This is a genomic window from Bartonella krasnovii (assembly GCF_003606345.3).
GTDB lineage: Bacteria > Pseudomonadota > Alphaproteobacteria > Rhizobiales > Rhizobiaceae > Bartonella > Bartonella krasnovii.
Genome location: NZ_CP031844.2, coordinates 1,868,800 through 1,887,367, shown reverse-complemented (window position 1 = coordinate 1,887,367; position 18,568 = coordinate 1,868,800). Strand labels below are relative to the sequence as shown.

Sequence of the window (18,568 nt, the reverse complement as noted above, 5' to 3'; positions counted from 1 at the left end):
GATAAAGTAAAGTGCATAGTGTATAATTATTTTGCTTTTCTTAATTTCATTTTTAAATTTATGAAAATAACTTAATTTCAGTGTAAATGTTTTTTTACTGTAGGATTGGATAGCTGGTTGTTTTGTCCTGTGGATATTAAGGGGTATCCGTTACGAGAATCACTACTTTTTATATTATCTAGTCTCTATGTCTCCATAGATGAGCGAAAGTGATTCCTTTTGCTAAAGAATTGGCAATGTTTGACAGTTTGAGTAACAGCATAATGGATATAATGGAGAGGATGAGAGCACCACCAAACATATAGCCTATATTTTGTGTGGCATCGACCTGCATATCACTCAAATAGTTTGAGAAGATACTCATCATTAGTTTAAACACGGTTGTTAAGAGTATGAAGAGGAATGTATAGCTCAAGATCTGCGCTATCCATTGCTCGAAGAATTTATGGGTTGGTTGCCAGAGTAGCGCAATAATGAAGAATGGCCCAAGTCCCACGAGTAGTGCAATAGCGAATTTTGTTAGTATAACGAGCCCACCCCCGATTGCTACGACGAGGCCTGTTGCCAGCAAGATGATGATGCCTAAGAGAGCGTAAAGTGTCCCATTGGCATCGAAGAAGACGGTTTCTTCGAAAAGGCGACCTGCATATTTAAATCCATTATCTGCTGTTTTATCAAGCAAGTCCATTAATTCTAGATCAGTGAGTGGATTTGTGAGGAGTGCTTTTGATAATTCAGAGGGCATTCCTAATATAAAACTTGCAATTTGACTTCCATAAAGCCCTGTGGTTAAAGCTATTGAAGTGATAATGCTTATACGCATGAAACGGTTCACAAAACCGGAGAGAGGCATATCTATAGCGCCACGAATGATGAGCCATCCATAGATGATAAAAGCGATTGTTACCCCTATTGATACAAAGGGTGTAATTGTAGCAATCGTTCTTGAAATATCCACGATAGATGTTCTTATTATGTAATCAATTTTAGTAAAAAGTTGCGTGAACATAGCGAAGTTCATGGTATTCCTCTTTAATGAATAGTCAATTTTTTACCACCTTAGAACATAGAACCATGTTAAAGGCTTCATTGGCATTTATACATTCCTTAAGTACTTTCACCGCGATTATCATGGTTTTGATAAATTTCTATGCCTCTTGAATTGCTAGGTTAACCCAGAACCCTGTGCATTGGCTTTTGTTTTTATCGTATGGTAGGCATGTTTTTCGCCTTAATGTCAAAAAACTTCAGATCTATTTCACGTCTTTTGAATTTGATAAGGTTACGTTCAGCGTTACGCAGATGTGTAATCATTTGCATTTTTATAGATTCATTTTCGATCAAGGCTAAGGCACCGTCGATATGTGTTTGCAAATCAGCAATGCTTTTCAAGTCGTTTTTTGTTGGAAGTTCATCTAATAAATTTTTAAGGTAGTCAAAACGATTTTTTACATTTTCAAAACTTTTCAAAGTGATAGCTTTATCTATAGATGACATATATTGCAAACGCGCGAAAACAGCTTTACCCATAGAGTCAAAAGTTCCAGAAACTTTTCCTTCGTCCTCCAAAACCTTCTGGTATGAACTCCTTGAAAGCTGACTATCATTATAGAGTGTTTCTGGATTTTGGAGAAAAAAACTAGTCATATCCATTTGCGTAGATCCTGTTTTGGGATCCTTTGTTATAGATTGATAAGCTTTTTCTATTTCTGAAAGTTGGTTTTCTTCCAACTTAATTTGTTTTTTTAATAGCTCAATAATTTCTGCATATTTTGCCGCTTGAGCTTGTAGTACATCTGAGCTATGTGTACTTGGTGTTTGATTTTCACTTGCATTTGATGGGGTTAGATTCAGCATTGTCAAAAGGACAATGATTCCTGTTATAATAAACCGCTTTTTCATCTGTCTCCTCGCTTAATTTCGGCAGGGATTGTTTTATTAATAGGCACCCGGTTTCTATCATTTGGTTGTTTGAGCTTTGGCGCTAAGGCACAAGCCGATAAGATATTTGCAATCAAAATCATAAGAATGATATTTTTCATTTTTAATATTACTCTTCTTATTGTTAGATATATTCTAACATTTTCTGTTATTATTGTCATTTTGAATATAAAGTAAAGCGCATAATATATAATTGTTTTATTTTCTTAATTTCATTTTTAAATGTATGAAAATAACTCAATTTCAGTGCCCATATTTTTTATTGTGAGATTGAGATATTCTCACACTTTCCCGTAGGGGGGAATCTAAATGCGGTTGTTACGGGAAGTCCTTCTTGCTGTATCTTCTAATCCCCATAGATGAGCGAAAGTGATTCCTTTTGCTAAAGAATTGGCAATGTTTGACAGTTTGAGTAACAGCATAATGGATATAATGGAGAGGATGAGAGCACCACCAAACATATAGCCTATATTTTGTGCGATATCGACCTGCATATCACTCAAATAGTTTGAGAATATATTCATCATTAGCTTAAACATGGTTTCCTTGACCATAAAACCTAAGGTTTGTTAGTCCTCTCATTAACGCAGGTCTGATGTCATGATTTTGGTGAGTGTACGGAGAGTTTGAGAGGCGGTAGGCTCTCATTAAAAATAAGTTTTGTAAGTAAAAAACTATTCTTATTACCAATCTTCTGAAATTATTCTATAAATTAATCAATGTGTTGATTGCATACGCAGCGATCAACAAGGGTTGCTCGAGAGTATGAAGAGGAATGTATAGTTCAAGATTTGCGCTATCCATTGCTTGAAGAATTTATGGGTTGGTTGCCAGAGTAGAGCAATAATGAAGAATGGCCCAAGTCCCACGAGCAGTACAATAGCGACTTTTGTTAGTATCACGAGCCCACCCCCGATTGCTACGACGAGGCTTGTTGCCAGCAAGATGATGATGCCTAAGAGAGCGTAAAGTGTCCCATTGGCATCGAAGAAGACGGTTTCTTCGAAAAGACGACCTGCATATTTAAATCTATTACCTGCTGTTTTATCAAGCAAGGCCATTAATTGTTGTTCAGTGAGTGGATTTGTGAGGAGTGCTTTTGATGATCCAGAGGGCATTTGTGTTATCAAATTTGCAATGTCACTTTGATAAAGCCCTGTGGTTAAAGCTATTGAAGTGATAATGCTTATACGCACGAAATGGTTCACAAAACTGGAGAGAGGCATATCTATAGCGCCACGAATGATGAGCCATCCATAGACGATAAAAGCGATTGTTACCCCGATTGACACAAAGGGTGTAATTACAATAATGCTCTGTTGAATTATTTAAATAGCACTGAAGCTTGTATATTGGATTTTATTTGCATTAAAAGAGAAAGCACGTGTTATAAAGAATTTTGTTAAAATTTTATTTGAGGCACATGTTTGTTGTTAACCTCCAAAATTAGTCTATGCTTCTACGTTTTTATTATCTGATCAATTTTATTGAAAAGTTGCATTTACATATCACTTAGCTGGTTTCACCATGATTATTGTGGCTTTGAATGATTGTTATGGTTTTGATAGAATTTTTTAATCTCTCTGAATTTCAGATTCGCGCTGAATCTTGTACATTGACTTTTGTTTTTACCGTATGGTAGGCATTCCCTTTTTTTCATGGCTAAAAAACTCCAAATTCATCTCACGTTTTTTGAATTTGATAAGTTTATGTTCAGCATTACCTAAATGCGTACTCATTTGCATTTTTATAGACTCATTTTGAATCAAAGCTAGCACACCAATGATATATGTTCGAAGGTCAGCAATCTCTTTCAAGTTGTTTTTTGTTGGAAGTTCATTTAACAAATTTTTAAGGTAGTCAAAACGCTTTTTTACATTTTCAAAATTTTTCAACGCCATAGTTTTATCTTGATATGATGTAAGTTGTGAGCGTGCAAAAAGAATTTTTTCCATAGCGTCAAAATTCCCAGAAATCTTTTCTCTTTCCTCCACCTTTTTATATGATTCCCTTGAAAATTGATCTTTCTTATAGAGAGATTCTGGCTCTTCGAGAAAAAAATCAATCATATCGATTTGCGTAGATCCTGTTGTCTGACTCTTTGTTATAGTTTGATACGCTTTTTCTGTTTTTGAAAGTTGTTCTTTTTTTAACGCAAGCCGCTTTTTTAAGAGCTCAATAATTTCCAGATATTTCTCTGGTGGGATAGAGAGAGAAGGTGATGGAGCAGTAGGTTTAACAGCAGGTGTAGAAGGAGGTTGAACAACAGGTGGAGCAGCAGGTGGAGCAGGTGTTTTCTGTGGACGTAATCTGAATAACCGGTATCTTGGATTTAGATCATCTATATCACGATGATTTACTGCATATGCTAAATTCACCATTCCCCAAAGGATAATGATTCCTGTTATAACAAACCGCTTTTTCATCTGTCTCCTCGCTTAATTTCGGCTGGGATTGTTTTATTAATAGGTATACGGTTTCTATCATTTGACTACCTTGGCTTTGGCATTAAGGCACAAGCCGATAAGATATTTGCAATCAAAATCATAAGAATGATATTTTTCATTTTTAATATTACTCTTCTTATTGTTAGATATATTCTAACATTTTCTGTCATTATTGCCATTTTAAATATAAAGTAAAGCACATAATGTATAATTGTTTTATTTTCTTAATTTCATTTTTAAATGTATGAAAATAACTCAATTTCAGTGCCCATATTTTTTATTGTGAGATTGAGATATTCTCACACTTTCCCGTAGGGGGGAATCTAAATGCGGTTGTTACGGGAAGTCCTTCTTGCTGTATCTTCTAATCCCCATAGATGAGCGAAAGTGATTCCTTTTGCTAAAGAATTGGCAATGTTTGACAGTTTGAGTAACAGCATAATGGATATAATGGAGAGGATGAGAGCACCACCAAACATATAGCCTATATTTTGTGCGATATCGACCTGCATATCACTCAAATAGTTTGAGAATATATTCATCATTAGCTTAAACATGGTTTCCTTGACCATAAAACCTAAGGTTTGTTAGTCCTCTCATTAACGCAGGTCTGATGTCATGATTTTGGTGAGTGTACGGAGAGTTTGAGAGGCGGTAGGCTCTCATTAAAAATAAGTTTTGTAAGTAAAAAACTATTCTTATTACCAATCTTCTGAAATTATTCTATAAATTAATCAATGTGTTGATTGCATACGCAGCGATCAACAAGGGTTGCTCGAGAGTATGAAGAGGAATGTATAGTTCAAGATTTGCGCTATCCATTGCTTGAAGAATTTATGGGTTGGTTGCCAGAGTAGAGCAATAATGAAGAATGGCCCAAGTCCCACGAGCAGTACAATAGCGACTTTTGTTAGTATCACGAGCCCACCCCCGATTGCTACGACGAGGCTTGTTGCCAGCAAGATGATGATGCCTAAGAGAGCGTAAAGTGTCCCATTGGCATCGAAGAAGACGGTTTCTTCGAAAAGACGACCTGCATATTTAAATCTATTACCTGCTGTTTTATCAAGCAAGGCCATTAATTGTTGTTCAGTGAGTGGATTTGTGAGGAGTGCTTTTGATGATCCAGAGGGCATTTGTGTTATCAAATTTGCAATGTCACTTTGATAAAGCCCTGTGGTTAAAGCTATTGAAGTGATAATGCTTATACGCACGAAATGGTTCACAAAACTGGAGAGAGGCATATCTATAGCGCCACGAATGATGAGCCATCCATAGACGATAAAAGCGATTGTTACCCCGATTGACACAAAGGGTGTAATTACAATAATGCTCTGTTGAATTATTTAAATAGCACTGAAGCTTGTATATTGGATTTTATTTGCATTAAAAGAGAAAGCACGTGTTATAAAGAATTTTGTTAAAATTTTATTTGAGGCACATGTTTGTTGTTAACCTCCAAAATTAGTCTATGCTTCTACGTTTTTATTATCTGATCAATTTTATTGAAAAGTTGCATTTACATATCACTTAGCTGGTTTCACCATGATTATTGTGGCTTTGAATGATTGTTATGGTTTTGATAGAATTTTTTAATCTCTCTGAATTTCAGATTCGCGCTGAATCTTGTACATTGACTTTTGTTTTTACCGTATGGTAGGCATTCCCTTTTTTTCATGGCTAAAAAACTCCAAATTCATCTCACGTTTTTTGAATTTGATAAGTTTATGTTCAGCATTACCTAAATGCGTACTCATTTGCATTTTTATAGACTCATTTTGAATCAAAGCTAGCACACCAATGATATATGTTCGAAGGTCAGCAATCTCTTTCAAGTTGTTTTTTGTTGGAAGTTCATTTAACAAATTTTTAAGGTAGTCAAAACGCTTTTTTACATTTTCAAAATTTTTCAACGCCATAGTTTTATCTTGATATGATGTAAGTTGTGAGCGTGCAAAAAGAATTTTTTCCATAGCGTCAAAATTCCCAGAAATCTTTTCTCTTTCCTCCACCTTTTTATATGATTCCCTTGAAAATTGATCTTTCTTATAGAGAGATTCTGGCTCTTCGAGAAAAAAATCAATCATATCGATTTGCGTAGATCCTGTTGTCTGACTCTTTGTTATAGTTTGATACGCTTTTTCTGTTTTTGAAAGTTGTTCTTTTTTTAACGCAAGCCGCTTTTTTAAGAGCTCAATAGCTTTCAGATATTTCTCTGGTGGGATAGAGAGAGAAGGTGATGGAGCAGTAGGTTTAACAGCAGGTGTAGAAGGAGGTTGAACAACAGGTGGAGCAGCAGGTGGAGCAGGTGTTTTCTGTGGACGTAATCTGAATAACCGGTATCTTGGATTTAGATCATCTATATCACGATGATTTACTGCATGTGCCAAATTCATCATTTCCAAAAGGACAATGATTCCTGTTATAATAAACCGCTTTTTCATCTGTCTCCTCGCTTAATTTCGGCTGGGATTGTTTTATTAATAGGTATACGGTTTCTATCATTTGACTACCTTGGCTTTGGCATTAAGGCACAAGCCGATAAGATATTTGCAATCAAAATCATAAGAATGATATTTTTCATTTTTAATATTACTCTTCTTATTGTTAGATATATTCCAACATTTTGTCATTATTGCCATTTTAAATATAAAGTAAAGCACATAATGTGTAATTGTTTTACTTTCTTAATTTCATTTTTAAATGTATGAAAATAACTCAATTCCAGTGTAAATGTTTTTACGCTAGGATTGGATAGCTGGTTATTTTATCCTATGGATATTAAAGGCGTCTGTTAGGGGAATCATTACTTTTTTGTCTAGTTTCTATGTCTCCAGAGATGATCAAATGTAATGCCTTTTATTAAAGCATTGGCAATACCTATCATTTTGAATAATAGAATAGTGATTATAATAGACAAGATGAACACTCCCCCAAACGTGTAGGCTACATTATCTTGGAAATCGATACCCATATAACCTAAGTATACTGAAAAAATATTCATCATCAGATCAAATACGCTGGCTAAGAGTATGAAGAGGATTATATAGTTCAAGATCTGCGCTATCCATTGCTTGAAGAATTTATGGGTTGGTTGCCAGAGTAGAGTAATAATGAAGAATGGCCCAAGTCCCACGAGCAGTACAATAGCGACTTTTGTTAGTATCACGAGCCCACCTCCGATTACCACTACGAAGCTTGTTGCTAATAAGAGAAGGAGGCCCAAAAGAGCATAAAGCGTCCCGTTGTCGTCAAAAAAAGCAGATTCTTCGAAAAGACGGCTTGCATATTTAAGTCCAATACCTGCTGTTTTATCAAGCAAGGCCATTAATTCTAGATCAGTGAGTGAATTTTTGAGGAGTGCTTTTGATAATTCAGAGGGCATTTGTGTTATCAAATTTGCAATGTCACTTTGATAAAGTCCTGTGGTTAAAGCTATTGAAGTGATAATGCTTATACGCACGAAACGGTTCACAAAACTGGAGAGAGGCATATCTATAGCGCCACGAATGATGAGCCATCCATAGACGATAAAAGCGATTGTTACCCCGATTGACACAAAGGGTGTAATTACAATAATGCTCTGTTGAATTATTTAAATAGCACTGAAGCTTGTATATTGGATTTTATTTGCATTAAAAGAGAAAGCACGTGTTATAAAGAATTTTGTTAAAATTTTATTGAGACCATACGTTCATGTTTATGATTAACAATAAATCCATACCTTTTACGTTTTTGTATATCGATAAGAGCCATTTCATCATTGCTTAAACTTTTAACCATTTCTAATTTTGCAAATTCATTTTGAAGCATAGCTGACATGTTCCTGATGCGTGTTTGCAGTTCGGAAACTTCTCTCAGATCTTTTGTTTTATTTATATTATTTACTAAATCAACAATATATGTAAAGCGCTTCTCTGCCTCCTGAATAGCTTGCAAGCTCACGGCTTTAGCGACAATAGCATGATATTTAAGACGCTTACTAATTATTCTGTGCAATATTGGTGCTGTCCAGTGTCCAAGTCGTTTCTCCTCTGTATTAATAGTAAGAATTGAAGTTTCTAACGTCCCATGATTAATGTGCGCATAGTACTTTTGTGGTGTTGGGTAGATAAAATACGAGTCTTCCAAGAAAAAACTCTTACCTTCTTTTGAGCCTGCCGTATTTTGTGCTGGTTTTTCTCCTATTGTTGGCTTTTGTATTCTATTGCCTGTTATAGACTGATTGATCTCTTGCGTTTTTTTGATCTGTTTTTCACTTTCTTCAATTTGTTTTTTTAATAAGTCAATAATTTCTGTAATTTTTGTATAGTCTAGTGATAAAGGAGATGATGGGGTTTGCGTGGGTGTAGGAGGTGGTGAAGTTGTTACAGGTGAAGACGCTGGTAAGCTATCCTCTGCATTTGATGGGGTTAGATTCATCATTCCCCAAAGGACAATGATTCCTGTTATAACAAACTGCTTTTTCATCTGTCTCCTCGCTTAATTTCGGCTGGGATTGTTTTATTAATAGGTATAGGGTTTCTATCATTTGACTACTTTGGCTTTGGCACTATTGCACAAGCCGATAAGAGATTTGCAATCAAAATCATAAAAATGATATTTTTCATTATTGCCATTTAAATATAAAGTAAAGCACATAACGTATAATTATTTTGCTTTTTTTCTTTTATTTATGGAAGAATCAAATTGCAGTGCAAATATTTTGATTATTTTATCATACGAATATTAAGGGTGGCTGTTAAAGGAATTGTTTTTTGCTATACTTTCTTTAGTTTCTATGTCTCCAGAGATGATCAAATGTAATGCCTTTTATTAAAGCATTGGCAATACCTATCATTTTGAATAATAGAATAGTGATTATAATAGACAAGATGAACACTCCCCCAAACGTGTAGGCTACATTATCTTGGAAATCGATACCCATATAACCTAAGTATACTGAAAAAATATTCATCATCAGATCAAATACGCTGGCTAAGAGTATGAAGAGGATTATATAGTTCAAGATCTGCGCTATCCATTGCTTGAAGAATTTATGGGTTGGTTGCCAGAGTAGAGCAATAATGAAGAATGGCCCAAGTCCCACGAGTAGTACAATAGCGACTTTTGTTAGTATCACGAGCCCACCTCCGATTACCACTACGAAGCTTGTTGCTAATAAGAGAAGGAGGCCCAAAAGAGCATAAAGCGTCCCGTTGTCGTCAAAAAAAGCAGATTCTTCGAAAAGACGGCTTGCATATTTAAGTCCAATACCTGCTGTTTTATCAAGCAAGGCCATTAATTCTAGATCAGTGAGTGAATTTTTGAGGAGTGCTTTTGATAATTCAGAGGGCATTTGTGTTATCAAATTTGCAATGTCACTTTGATAAAGTCCTGTGGTTAAAGCTATTGAAGTGATAATGCTTATACGCACGAAACGGTTCACAAAACTGGAGAGAGGCATATCTATAGCGCCACGAATGATGAGCCATCCATAGACGATAAAAGCGATTGTTACCCCGATTGACACAAAGGGTGTAATTGTAGCAATCGTTTTTGAAGAAATATCTATGATATATGTTTTTGTTCCTTGATCAATCTTAGTAAAAAGTTGCGTGAACATATTGAAGTCCATGGCATTCCTCTTTGCGAATGGTTAATTTTTATTACCTTAAAACATAGAACCATGCTAAAGGCTTCATTGGCGTTTATACATTCCTTACGTACTTTCACCGCGATTATCATGGTTTTGATAAATCTCTATGCCTCTTTCAATTATTGGCTTAGTACTGAACCTTGTACGTCCGTCTTTATTTTCATGATTGTCATGAAAAGAAAACAAATGTTGGAAAGAGTTTCCTCGACTAACCTTTATTCTGAACATTTTTTTGTAGTTAGTATATTGTAGGCATTTTGTTGTATTGAGAATTATAAAATCGTTTATATACTGCTTGTTTTTGCATATCAGAAAAAATCATTTCATTATCGTTTAGACTTCTGACCATTTCTAACTTTGCAGATTCATTTTGAAGCATGGCTAACATGTTTTTGATGCGTACTTGCAGCTCGGAAGCTTCTCTCAGATCTTTTGTTTTATTTATATTATTTAATAAATTGACAATATATGTAAAACGCTTCTCTGCATCCTGAAGAGTTTTCAAACTTGTGGCTTTAGCAATAATACTATTATATTTAAGGCGCTGATTAAATTCTACGCGTAGATCGTGTGCTGCCCGACGGAAAATATCCTTTTCTTCGCTATTAATCTTTCTAAACAAACGGACTAATTGCGGATTAGAAATCTTCTGGGAGGGTTCTTCTAGTGCTGGATAGATAAAGATAAGATGTGGATCATGTAAGAAAAATGACTGTTTTGTTTTTTCTCCTATTGTTGGTGTTTGTATTCTATTGCCTGTTATAGACTGATTGATTTCTTGCGTTTTTTTGATCTGTTTTTTATTTTCCTCAATTTGTTTGTTTAATAAGTCAATAATTTCTGTAATTTTTGTATAGTCTAGCGATAAAGTAGATGATGAGATTTGGGGAGGGAAAGGAGATGATGGAGCTGGTGAAGGTCCGAACTCTACTTTCACCTCTGCATTTGATGGGGTTAGATTCAGCATTGTCAAAAGGACAATGATTCCTGTTATAACAAACCGTTTTTTCATCTGTCTCCTCGCTTAACTCCGGCAGGGATTGTGTTTTATTAATAGGTATACGGTTTCTATCATTTGACTACTTTGGCTTTGGTGTTAAGGCACAAGCCGATAAGAGATTTCCAATCAAAATCATAAGAATGATATTTTTCATTTTAATATTACTCTTTTTGATAATTAAATAAAGTCCAACATTTTTGTCATTATTGCCATTTTAAATATAAAGTAAAGCACATAATGTGTAGTTATTTTGCTTTTCTTAATTTCATTTTTAAATTTATGAAAATAACTTAATTTCAGTGTAAATGTTTTTTACTGTAGGATTGGATAGCTGGTTGTTTTGTCCTGTGGATATTAAGGGGTATCCGTTACGAGAATCACTGCTTTTTATATTATCTAGTCTCTATGTCTCCATAGATGAGCGAAAGTGATTCCTTTTGCTAAAGAATTGGCAATGTTTGACAGTTTGAGTAACAGCATAATGGATATAATGGACAGGATGAGAGCACCACCAAACATATAGCCTATATTTTGTGCGATACCGACCTGCATATCATTCAAATAGTTTGAGAAGATATTCATCATTAGCTTAAACACGGTTGTTAAGAGTATGAAGAGGAATGTATAGCTCAAGATCTGTGCTATCCATTGCTCGAAGAATTTATGGGTTGGTTGCCAGAGTAGAGCAATAATGAAGAATGGCCCAAGTCCCACAAGCAGTACAATAGCGACTTTTGTTAGTATCACGAGCCCACCCCCGATTGCTACGACGAGGCTTGTTGCCAGCAAGATGATGATGCCTAAGAGAGCGTAAAGTGTCCCATTGGCATCGAAGAAGACGGTTTCTTCGAAAAGGCGACCTGCATATTTAAATCCATGTCCTGCTGTTTTATCAAGCAAGTCCATTAATTGTTGTTCAGTGAGTGGATTTTTGAGGAGTGCTTTTGATAATTCAGAGGGCATTTGTGTTATCAAATTTGCAATGTCACTTTGATAAAGCCCTGTGGTTAAAGCTATTGAAGTGATAATGCTTATACGCACAAAACGGTTCACAAAACTGGAGAGAGGCATATCTATAGCGCCACGAATGATGAGCCATCCATAGATGATAAAAGCGATTGTTATCCCGATTGACACAAAGGGTGTAATTGTAGCAATCGTTTTTGAAGAAATATCTGTGATATATGTTTTTGTTCCTTGATCAATTTTAGTAAAAAGTTGCGCGAAAATAGTGAATTTCATGGCATTCCTCTTTAACGAATAGTCAATTTTTTACCACCTTAGATTACAGATATATTCTAAAGACTTCTACACATCTACTTAGGTAGCTTCACTACGATTGTCGTAGATTTGACAAAATTCCTGTGTCTCTCTAAATTTTTGGATTAACATTGAATTCTGTACATTAGCTTTTATTTGCATAAAAAAAGGAAAAACGCTGTAAAGAACTTTATCGGATAAATCTTATAGTAGGCATTTTTGTATTTTTGCTATTCAAAATTTTTATGCTGTATTTATCTTTCTGCTGTTTGATCAGCGATTGCTCAGCGTTGCGTAAATATGCGACCATTTGTAATTTGGCCGTTTCGTTTTGTAGCATAGTGAGCATGCCAATTATATGTGCTTGTAATTCGGTAATACTTTTTAAATCTTGTGTGTTTTCGATTTCGCTTAATAGTTTTTCGATTTGTCGAAAACGATTGTCTGCTTCTTGAAAAGTCTTTAAACTTACAGCCTTATCAACGAGGGAGGCATATTGAACACGTTTAGCTATAGCATCACGAGCTTCTGGGAGAGAGGCAGGAATTTCTTCTTCTTTTAAAATATTGTCAAGGGAGCTAGATAGGGCAGAAGATGCACTCCTATTGTAGAGTTTCTCTGGATTTTTGAGAAAAAAACTAGCATTATTTGTTTGTATATTTTTATCTTGCGCGTTGAATTTTTTACTTCCCGTTATGGATTCGTGTATCTTTCTTGTTTGCTCAAAATGCCTTTTTAAGGCAATAATAAATCCACTAGTAGCCTTTGTTTTCGGTTCTGAAGGTGAAGGATTTTGGGAGGGAGAAGCTGGTTTTTTGGGGGGGTAAGACCAACCAAAAAGACTTGGTAATACGGTCGGATCCGGGATTCCTCCAACTATAAAAGCCTTTACTGGATTTGAAGCCCCTAACACTATTACTATTGCTATTGCTATGACCTGTTTTTTCATGTTTCCCTCCTGTCATTTTTTACGTGATGTAAAAAAATTGGCAACCATATTGCTGGATCATCACCAACTTCTGCGATAATTCTTTCGACTAACTCTGCGTTATCTGGCGTACCTGATAACACTAAGAGCTCATCACTAAAGTCGTGTTCTACGCTCTTTCCATCGCTTGTTACATGGAATTTACCGAGATTGAGTTCAGCAAGTGCAGATTGATCACCCTGCTTGATGAGGAATTGGCGACTAAACTCACCAAGTCCTTTAACGAGTTCAAATTCAGTATCTGTTAATTTAAAACCTTTTGTATAATCTTCATAATTTGCTTTGGGGTTGGCTAGAAAGATGTAAGTCGCACATTGTTGAATGAGTGTTTTAGCAATATTACTTTCCAAAGCATCACTAGGTTCTTGTGTTGCGTAAACAAAAATACCATTTTGTTTACGGATAGTTTTTTGCTTATTTTTCGCTAAATCTTCAAAGTAAGGATCTTGCAAAGGCTTCCAAAACTCATCAAAAATATACATAAATCTTTGTCCGCCAATCATACCTTCTGTACGGTAAAGCAGATACATCATTACTGGAGTACGCGTTTCCAAATTATCTAAGAATTCTGTGATATCAAAGCCGTAAATTTGATGTGTTGAAAGATCAAGAGCATCATGAGGATTATCAAATAACCATCCATAATCACCACCTTCGCACCATTTGAGTAAACGAGCGTGAACAGACGGGTGTGCATCATAATCACTTAAACGCGGATTTGGTAAAAATTGAACCAGAAAAGACAAACGACGCAACGATGGGTTAATATTACTGCTCATAACAGACATAACAGCTTTATTAATTTCTTCCTCGTCGTGATGCGTGATTTCACCACCAGCTTCTGCCAATTTTTTAATAAATTGTTTTAAAAAAATCAGATTATCTTGTGTGGGGGGAAGTTGAAATGGATTAAAACCACTTGATCTTCCTGGCTTAAATGTTAGATATCTTCCTCCCATTGCTCGAATGGCAATTTCCATACCACGATCTTTATCAAAAACAACAGTTGTTGGCTTAAATTTTTGCGCTTGTGCTAACAAAAAGCCGAGCAACACAGTTTTACCAGATCCAGATTGTCCGATAAGGGCGGTATTACCAAGTAATCGCTTATCGGTTGAATCCTCTTCAAGTTTTGAGGCATGAAAATTAAAATAAAGTGGTGTCTTACTGGTTGTTTTGAGAATTGTGACAGCTGGTCCCCATGGATTTCCAGTGGGTTTTCCTGACATAAAATTATGAAAAGACGAAAATGATAAAAAGTTTAGTGACGTAATTGGGGCAGGGCGAGGTCTCCATTTCCAATTGCCAGGAAATTGTGCCCAATAGCCAGCTTCTATCGCTAAATCTACGGGTTTGGGTAACAACGCAGCGTCTAATAATGCTGCACTTGCTTTGGCCATATGGTCACGAACTTGTTGAATTGTATCACCATAGATGGTTAATGTACAATGATGTTCCCCCATGATAAAATGCCCACTGATAAGCTGGTTTAGTGCTTCATCAATTTGTGCAATTTGGCTTGTTGCCACATCACGAGCATCAATAAGATTGCGCTGATGACGCTGCAAATAGTCTTTAGCAGCATGCCGAGAGAGCACCGAAAAGCTCTGCGTCAATATGAACTCGAAGTCACTTTCCAGCAAAGCATTCAGTTGTCCTGGTTTGGTCGTTGCGTCATATTCTTTAATTTCTAACATTCCAAATCGACGTGTTCCACTGGTTGTGCGCAGCTCACCAAGAGAGCCCCATTTTGAGAAAAATGGTCGATTGATGGACATATAGTCAGCAAAACGATCATAGCAAATTGGCATAGGACGATATTCGCCATTGACAAGCATTCCAAGAAATTCAAGTGCAGAAGAATAAACATGCCCATTTTTTTCATAAGCACCAAGAAGTTCTGCGCCATAACGCTTCAAAGATTGTCCTAAAGTACGATTGACGTCATTAAGCTCTTTGATACATGAATCCTGTCGCATCTTTTTTTGATCTAGCGTTTCGCGTTCATGTTTAGAAAAGAACGACATAATTCTATCCGCTATCGGTTGGAAAACGACAGTCAGATATAGATCATTGACCATCAAGTTATAACCAGAAAAACTTTGCCGATACTTTTCATCAAGCTGATAGCAAAACATTTGATCAAATGTTGAATCTGGATATTCATAAACACGGCGGCGCACGATATGTGTCCAAAATGATAAATTGGCTGATGCAATACCCCGCAGAGTATTGTTAAGCTCTTTTGTCCATTGAAAAATGTCTTCTTCTGAAGCACTTTGATGCGAACGCCCGTCAATTTTCCAAATTGACAAATATTCTGCATTCTTAGTAGAGATAATCGTATCTGTAATATGATGGGAATAGGGGAGGAACAGGCTTACAGGTGTCTCTGATGCGAGACGTTTGCTGCTTTCGACAGCTATCATGTTTATCTCCTTTTACTATAATCAGAGGGACTATAACTTGATGCGCCCCAAAAACCTTTGTTGCGATTGCGAAATTTAGTATCGATCCATAACCACCAGATACGAAATGCTTTATCATCGTTTTTAGTAATTTGCACCATAATGAACCATAATGGCGGCGCCATTATCCACAAAAAGATACTTATTGTCATAGCAACAACAGCAACTCCCATAAGCATAACAATAAATGGCATCATAGGGACACCCCATATTGTCGGAACACGTGTTGCTCCTTTGAATAGAGGGAATTCTTTTTTTTCTTGTGATTTCATGGGGTGCTCTTGTTATTGGAGGTGAAATAATATGTGGCTAATATAGAAGGCTGCACCAGCAATAATGACGCTAAATGCCCATCGCATAAATGTAGCTCTTGCGATGATGCGAAATATATAAATAAGCAAAAGAAATAAAAGAATAATAGCAGCAGCAATAGGGACAAGTATACTTAATCCATACCGCACACTCATAAAAATATCTAAGCTTTTTGTTTCCGTTTGAGCACATGCAAATCGAGTTATTAGTAACATCATTGAAGTGATAATAATAACATTAATCTTATTGTATATTTTTACTCGAAGTGTATTTAACTGTTTCATATCTTTTATCCCCTTTTAATTAAAGTTGCTATAAATAATATTCCTTTTTTCATTATAAACGACATTATTATTGATACACGCCTATAATCAATAAATATTTAAAACATTATGTATTATACCAATTTACGGATTACTTGTAAACAAAAGTATTTTTACTTTAAATATATTTTATATTTAACTCATTATTTACCTGTAAATAACAGCGTAGCAAGCTGTGTTGCTGAACCAGCGATGACAACACCTATTGCCCACCGTACAAATGTATCTTTGCTGATATAGCGTCCTGCATAACCAATTGCTAAACACAAAAGTATAACGCCAGCAGCAAGAGGGATAATCTTTTCTAAGTCATCCTTGAGTGCATTTAAAGCCGTTTGTGCATTCGCTAGTTTCACCTGTGCATATGCAGGATATGTTATAAAAAAGGCGGCTGCAACAACAGAAAATGCAAATATTCTGTTGTCCTTTTTCGATTGGATATTAATTAATTCTTGCATATTATACCTTAACGAAATATTACCATAATATTTTAATAATTTAGATAGTTTTTTTACCTTAAAAACACTTTGTATTATACTGATTCATACAGTACCTTTAAATAACAAGTTAGAAAGTTGGGCAGCTGATCCTGCAATGACAACACCGATAGCCCACCGTACAAACGTATCTTTTCCAATGTATCTTCCTGCATAACCAATAGCTAAGCATAAAAGTATAACGCCAGCAGCAAGAGGGATAATGTGATCAATAAGATCTTTTTTCAGAGCTCCTAAAGCTTTTTCAGCAGGATCTAATTTTGCATACGTAGGATGCGTTATAAAAAACGCAATTACGGCTACAGAAAATGCGACAATTCTATTGTTACTTTTTGACTGAAAATTAATTAATTTTTGCATATTTTCTCCACTAAGATTATAAATTACTTCGTATTATATACTATTGTTATTAATTTTAACTAGCTGCACCTTTGAATAACAGGTTAGCAAGTTGGGCAGCTGATCCTGCAATGACAACACCTATTGCCCACCGTACGAATGTATCTTTTCCGATGTAACGCCCCGCATAACCGATTGCTAAACACAAAAGTATAACGCCAGCGGCAAGAGGGATAATCTTATCTAAGTCACTCTTGAGTGCATTTAAAGCCGTTTGAGCCTTTGTTAAATTCACTGCTTTAGCATAAGAACTGTTCATAAAAAACGTAACTGCAGCTACAGAAATTACAGTAATTCTGTTGTCCTTTTTCGATTGAATATTAATTAATTCTTGCATATTATACCTTAACGAAATATTACCATAATATTTTAATAATTTAGATAGTTTTTTACCTTAAAAACACTTTGTATTATACTGATTTATGCTGCACCTTTGAATAACAGGTTAGCAAGTTGGGCTGCTGATCCCGCGATGACAACACCGATAGCCCACCGTACGAATGTATCTTTTCCGATGTAGCGCCCTGCATAACCAATTGCTAAACACAAAAGTATAACGCCAGCAGCAAGAGGGATAATTACCTTTAAGTCTTCTGTGAGCCTTTCTAAAGCATTTTTTGCATTTGATAATTGCGGGTTAGCATATACAGGACTGCACATAGAAAAAACAGTTAATGCTGCAGAAAGTATGATGATTTTGTTATTATTTTTTGATTGGAAATTAATTAATTTTTTCATATTTCTCTCTTTAAAATTCTAAATAACATTTCATATATTTTCAATATAAATGAAACTATTATTGGCTTTATTTATAATTAATGGATATCTTTTACTTCCTATTAGACATTTTTATTATTGCTATAGTGAATTTTAACCAGCTGCACCTTTGAATAACAGATTAGCGAGTTGGGCAGCTGATCCTGCAATGACAACACCGATAGCCCACCGTACGAATGTATCTTTTCCGATGTAGCGCCCCGCATAACCGATTGCTAAACACAAAAGTACAACGCCAGCGGCAAGAGGGATAATCTTATCTAAGTCACTCTTGAGTTCCGTTAAAGCTTTATTTGCATTGCTTAATTGCACTTGAGCATACACAGGATATGTTATAAAAAATACAGCTAAAGCGGCAAGGATTTTAACAGTTTTATTACGAATTATTATTTGAAGAATATTTAATTTTTTCACATTATTTATCCTAATTTAGATTAAAATTTGTATAATAATCCCTCTTTTTCGATCTAGTTTTCTAGATATGCATAAGACTTCGCAATTTAAATTTCTCTCTGAGT

Annotated in this window: 20 protein-coding genes and 6 pseudogenes; all 26 read right to left on the bottom strand. The window is 35.5% G+C overall.

From position 1 onward, the window contains the following. Nucleotides 1–178: 178 nt before the first annotated feature. The 26 genes and pseudogenes from D1092_RS08160 to trwL (D1092_RS08030) all read right to left on the bottom strand — a co-directional run bounded on the left by D1092_RS08160 (nt 179) and on the right by trwL (D1092_RS08030) (nt 18,464). A complete protein-coding gene (locus D1092_RS08160; RefSeq protein WP_120121389.1) occupies nt 179–1,021 on the bottom strand; it encodes a TrbL/VirB6 family protein in 843 nt (280 codons plus the stop codon). Between the two features lie 182 nt (nt 1,022–1,203). Further along, nucleotides 1,204–1,902 carry a TrbJ/VirB5 family protein gene (locus tag D1092_RS08155; RefSeq protein WP_120121387.1) on the bottom strand — a complete coding sequence of 233 codons (699 nt, stop codon included), beginning with the start codon at nt 1,900–1,902 and terminating at the stop codon, nt 1,204–1,206. Further along, nucleotides 1,899–2,042: a TrwH protein gene (locus D1092_RS09685; RefSeq protein ID WP_120121385.1), complete on the bottom strand. Its 144-nt coding sequence runs from the start codon at nt 2,040–2,042 to the stop codon at nt 1,899–1,901. The genes D1092_RS08155 and D1092_RS09685 overlap by 4 nt, the downstream gene beginning before the upstream one ends. 204 nt (nt 2,043–2,246) lie before the next feature. Next, complete coding sequence (locus tag D1092_RS08145) at nt 2,247–2,480, bottom strand: hypothetical protein (protein WP_148255702.1); 234 nt, start codon at nt 2,478–2,480, stop codon at nt 2,247–2,249. A gap of 222 nt (nt 2,481–2,702) precedes the next feature. Next, nucleotides 2,703–3,254 (bottom strand): annotated as a pseudogene (locus D1092_RS08140) (TrbL/VirB6 family protein); the annotation flags it as partial. Between the two features lie 315 nt (nt 3,255–3,569). Further along, nucleotides 3,570–4,367 carry a TrbJ/VirB5 family protein gene (locus D1092_RS08135; protein ID WP_120121382.1) on the bottom strand — a complete coding sequence of 266 codons (798 nt, stop codon included), beginning with the start codon at nt 4,365–4,367 and terminating at the stop codon, nt 3,570–3,572. Continuing rightward, nucleotides 4,364–4,507 (bottom strand): annotated as a pseudogene (locus D1092_RS09680) (TrwH protein). The gene D1092_RS08135 and the pseudogene D1092_RS09680 overlap by 4 nt, the downstream one beginning before the upstream one ends. A 204-nt stretch (nt 4,508–4,711) precedes the next feature. Next, complete coding sequence (locus D1092_RS08125) at nt 4,712–4,945, bottom strand: hypothetical protein (RefSeq protein WP_148255702.1); 234 nt, start codon at nt 4,943–4,945, stop codon at nt 4,712–4,714. 222 nt (nt 4,946–5,167) lie between these two features. Next, nucleotides 5,168–5,719 (bottom strand): annotated as a pseudogene (locus D1092_RS08120) (TrbL/VirB6 family protein); the annotation flags it as partial. 315 nt (nt 5,720–6,034) lie between these two features. Continuing rightward, the gene (locus D1092_RS08115) at nt 6,035–6,832 is read right to left on the bottom strand and encodes a TrbJ/VirB5 family protein (RefSeq protein WP_148255701.1); all 798 of its coding nucleotides are present in this window, start codon (nt 6,830–6,832) and stop codon (nt 6,035–6,037) included. Beyond that, nucleotides 6,829–6,972, bottom strand: a pseudogene (locus D1092_RS09675) (TrwH protein). The gene D1092_RS08115 and the pseudogene D1092_RS09675 overlap by 4 nt, the downstream one beginning before the upstream one ends. 234 nt (nt 6,973–7,206) lie before the next feature. Further along, nucleotides 7,207–7,968, bottom strand: a pseudogene (locus tag D1092_RS08105) (TrbL/VirB6 family protein); the annotation flags it as partial. Between the two features lie 89 nt (nt 7,969–8,057). Next, entirely contained in the window at nt 8,058–8,858 is an 801-nt protein-coding gene (locus D1092_RS08100) for a TrbJ/VirB5 family protein (RefSeq protein WP_120121373.1), read from the bottom strand. Beyond that, nucleotides 8,855–8,998: pseudogene (locus D1092_RS09670) on the bottom strand (TrwH protein). Before D1092_RS09670 ends, D1092_RS08100 begins: the two are co-directional and overlap by 4 nt. Nucleotides 8,999–9,159: 161 nt before the next feature. Beyond that, entirely contained in the window at nt 9,160–10,005 is an 846-nt protein-coding gene (locus D1092_RS08090; RefSeq protein WP_120121372.1) for a TrbL/VirB6 family protein, read from the bottom strand. A 259-nt stretch (nt 10,006–10,264) separates the two neighbouring features. Next, on the bottom strand, nt 10,265–11,038 hold the full coding sequence (locus D1092_RS08085; RefSeq protein ID WP_120121370.1) for a TrbJ/VirB5 family protein: 774 nt from the start codon (nt 11,036–11,038) through the stop codon (nt 10,265–10,267). 384 nt (nt 11,039–11,422) lie between these two features. After that, the gene (locus D1092_RS08075) at nt 11,423–12,268 is read right to left on the bottom strand and encodes a TrbL/VirB6 family protein (RefSeq protein WP_120121369.1); all 846 of its coding nucleotides are present in this window, start codon (nt 12,266–12,268) and stop codon (nt 11,423–11,425) included. Nucleotides 12,269–12,476: 208 nt separating this feature from the next. Continuing rightward, nucleotides 12,477–13,235 (bottom strand): TrbJ/VirB5 family protein, encoded by a 759-nt coding sequence (locus tag D1092_RS08070; protein WP_120121367.1) that lies wholly within the window; start codon nt 13,233–13,235, stop codon nt 12,477–12,479. Further along, nucleotides 13,232–15,703 carry a VirB4 family type IV secretion/conjugal transfer ATPase gene (locus D1092_RS08065; protein WP_120121365.1) on the bottom strand — a complete coding sequence of 824 codons (2,472 nt, stop codon included), beginning with the start codon at nt 15,701–15,703 and terminating at the stop codon, nt 13,232–13,234. Before D1092_RS08065 ends, D1092_RS08070 begins: the two co-directional genes overlap by 4 nt. 2 nt (nt 15,704–15,705) lie before the next feature. Beyond that, complete coding sequence (locus D1092_RS08060; protein ID WP_120121364.1) at nt 15,706–16,014, bottom strand: VirB3 family type IV secretion system protein; 309 nt, start codon at nt 16,012–16,014, stop codon at nt 15,706–15,708. A 12-nt stretch (nt 16,015–16,026) separates the two neighbouring features. Continuing rightward, nucleotides 16,027–16,338 (bottom strand): conjugal transfer protein, encoded by a 312-nt coding sequence (locus tag D1092_RS08055; protein WP_120121362.1) that lies wholly within the window; start codon nt 16,336–16,338, stop codon nt 16,027–16,029. A gap of 182 nt (nt 16,339–16,520) precedes the next feature. Further along, a complete protein-coding gene (trwL, locus tag D1092_RS08050) occupies nt 16,521–16,835 on the bottom strand; it encodes a VirB2 family type IV secretion system major pilin TrwL (protein ID WP_120121360.1) in 315 nt (104 codons plus the stop codon). 84 nt (nt 16,836–16,919) lie between these two features. Then, nucleotides 16,920–17,234, bottom strand: a complete 315-nt coding sequence (trwL, locus tag D1092_RS08045) for a VirB2 family type IV secretion system major pilin TrwL (protein WP_120121358.1) — start codon at nt 17,232–17,234, stop codon at nt 16,920–16,922. Between the two features lie 55 nt (nt 17,235–17,289). Then, on the bottom strand, nt 17,290–17,610 hold the full coding sequence (gene trwL / locus D1092_RS08040; RefSeq protein ID WP_120121357.1) for a VirB2 family type IV secretion system major pilin TrwL: 321 nt from the start codon (nt 17,608–17,610) through the stop codon (nt 17,290–17,292). 83 nt (nt 17,611–17,693) lie between these two features. Further along, nucleotides 17,694–18,011, bottom strand: coding sequence for a VirB2 family type IV secretion system major pilin TrwL (gene trwL, locus D1092_RS08035; protein ID WP_120121355.1), 318 nt, complete (start codon nt 18,009–18,011; stop codon nt 17,694–17,696). A gap of 132 nt (nt 18,012–18,143) precedes the next feature. Next, nucleotides 18,144–18,464 carry a VirB2 family type IV secretion system major pilin TrwL gene (gene trwL, locus D1092_RS08030; RefSeq protein ID WP_120121353.1) on the bottom strand — a complete coding sequence of 107 codons (321 nt, stop codon included), beginning with the start codon at nt 18,462–18,464 and terminating at the stop codon, nt 18,144–18,146. Nucleotides 18,465–18,568 lie beyond the last annotated feature (104 nt).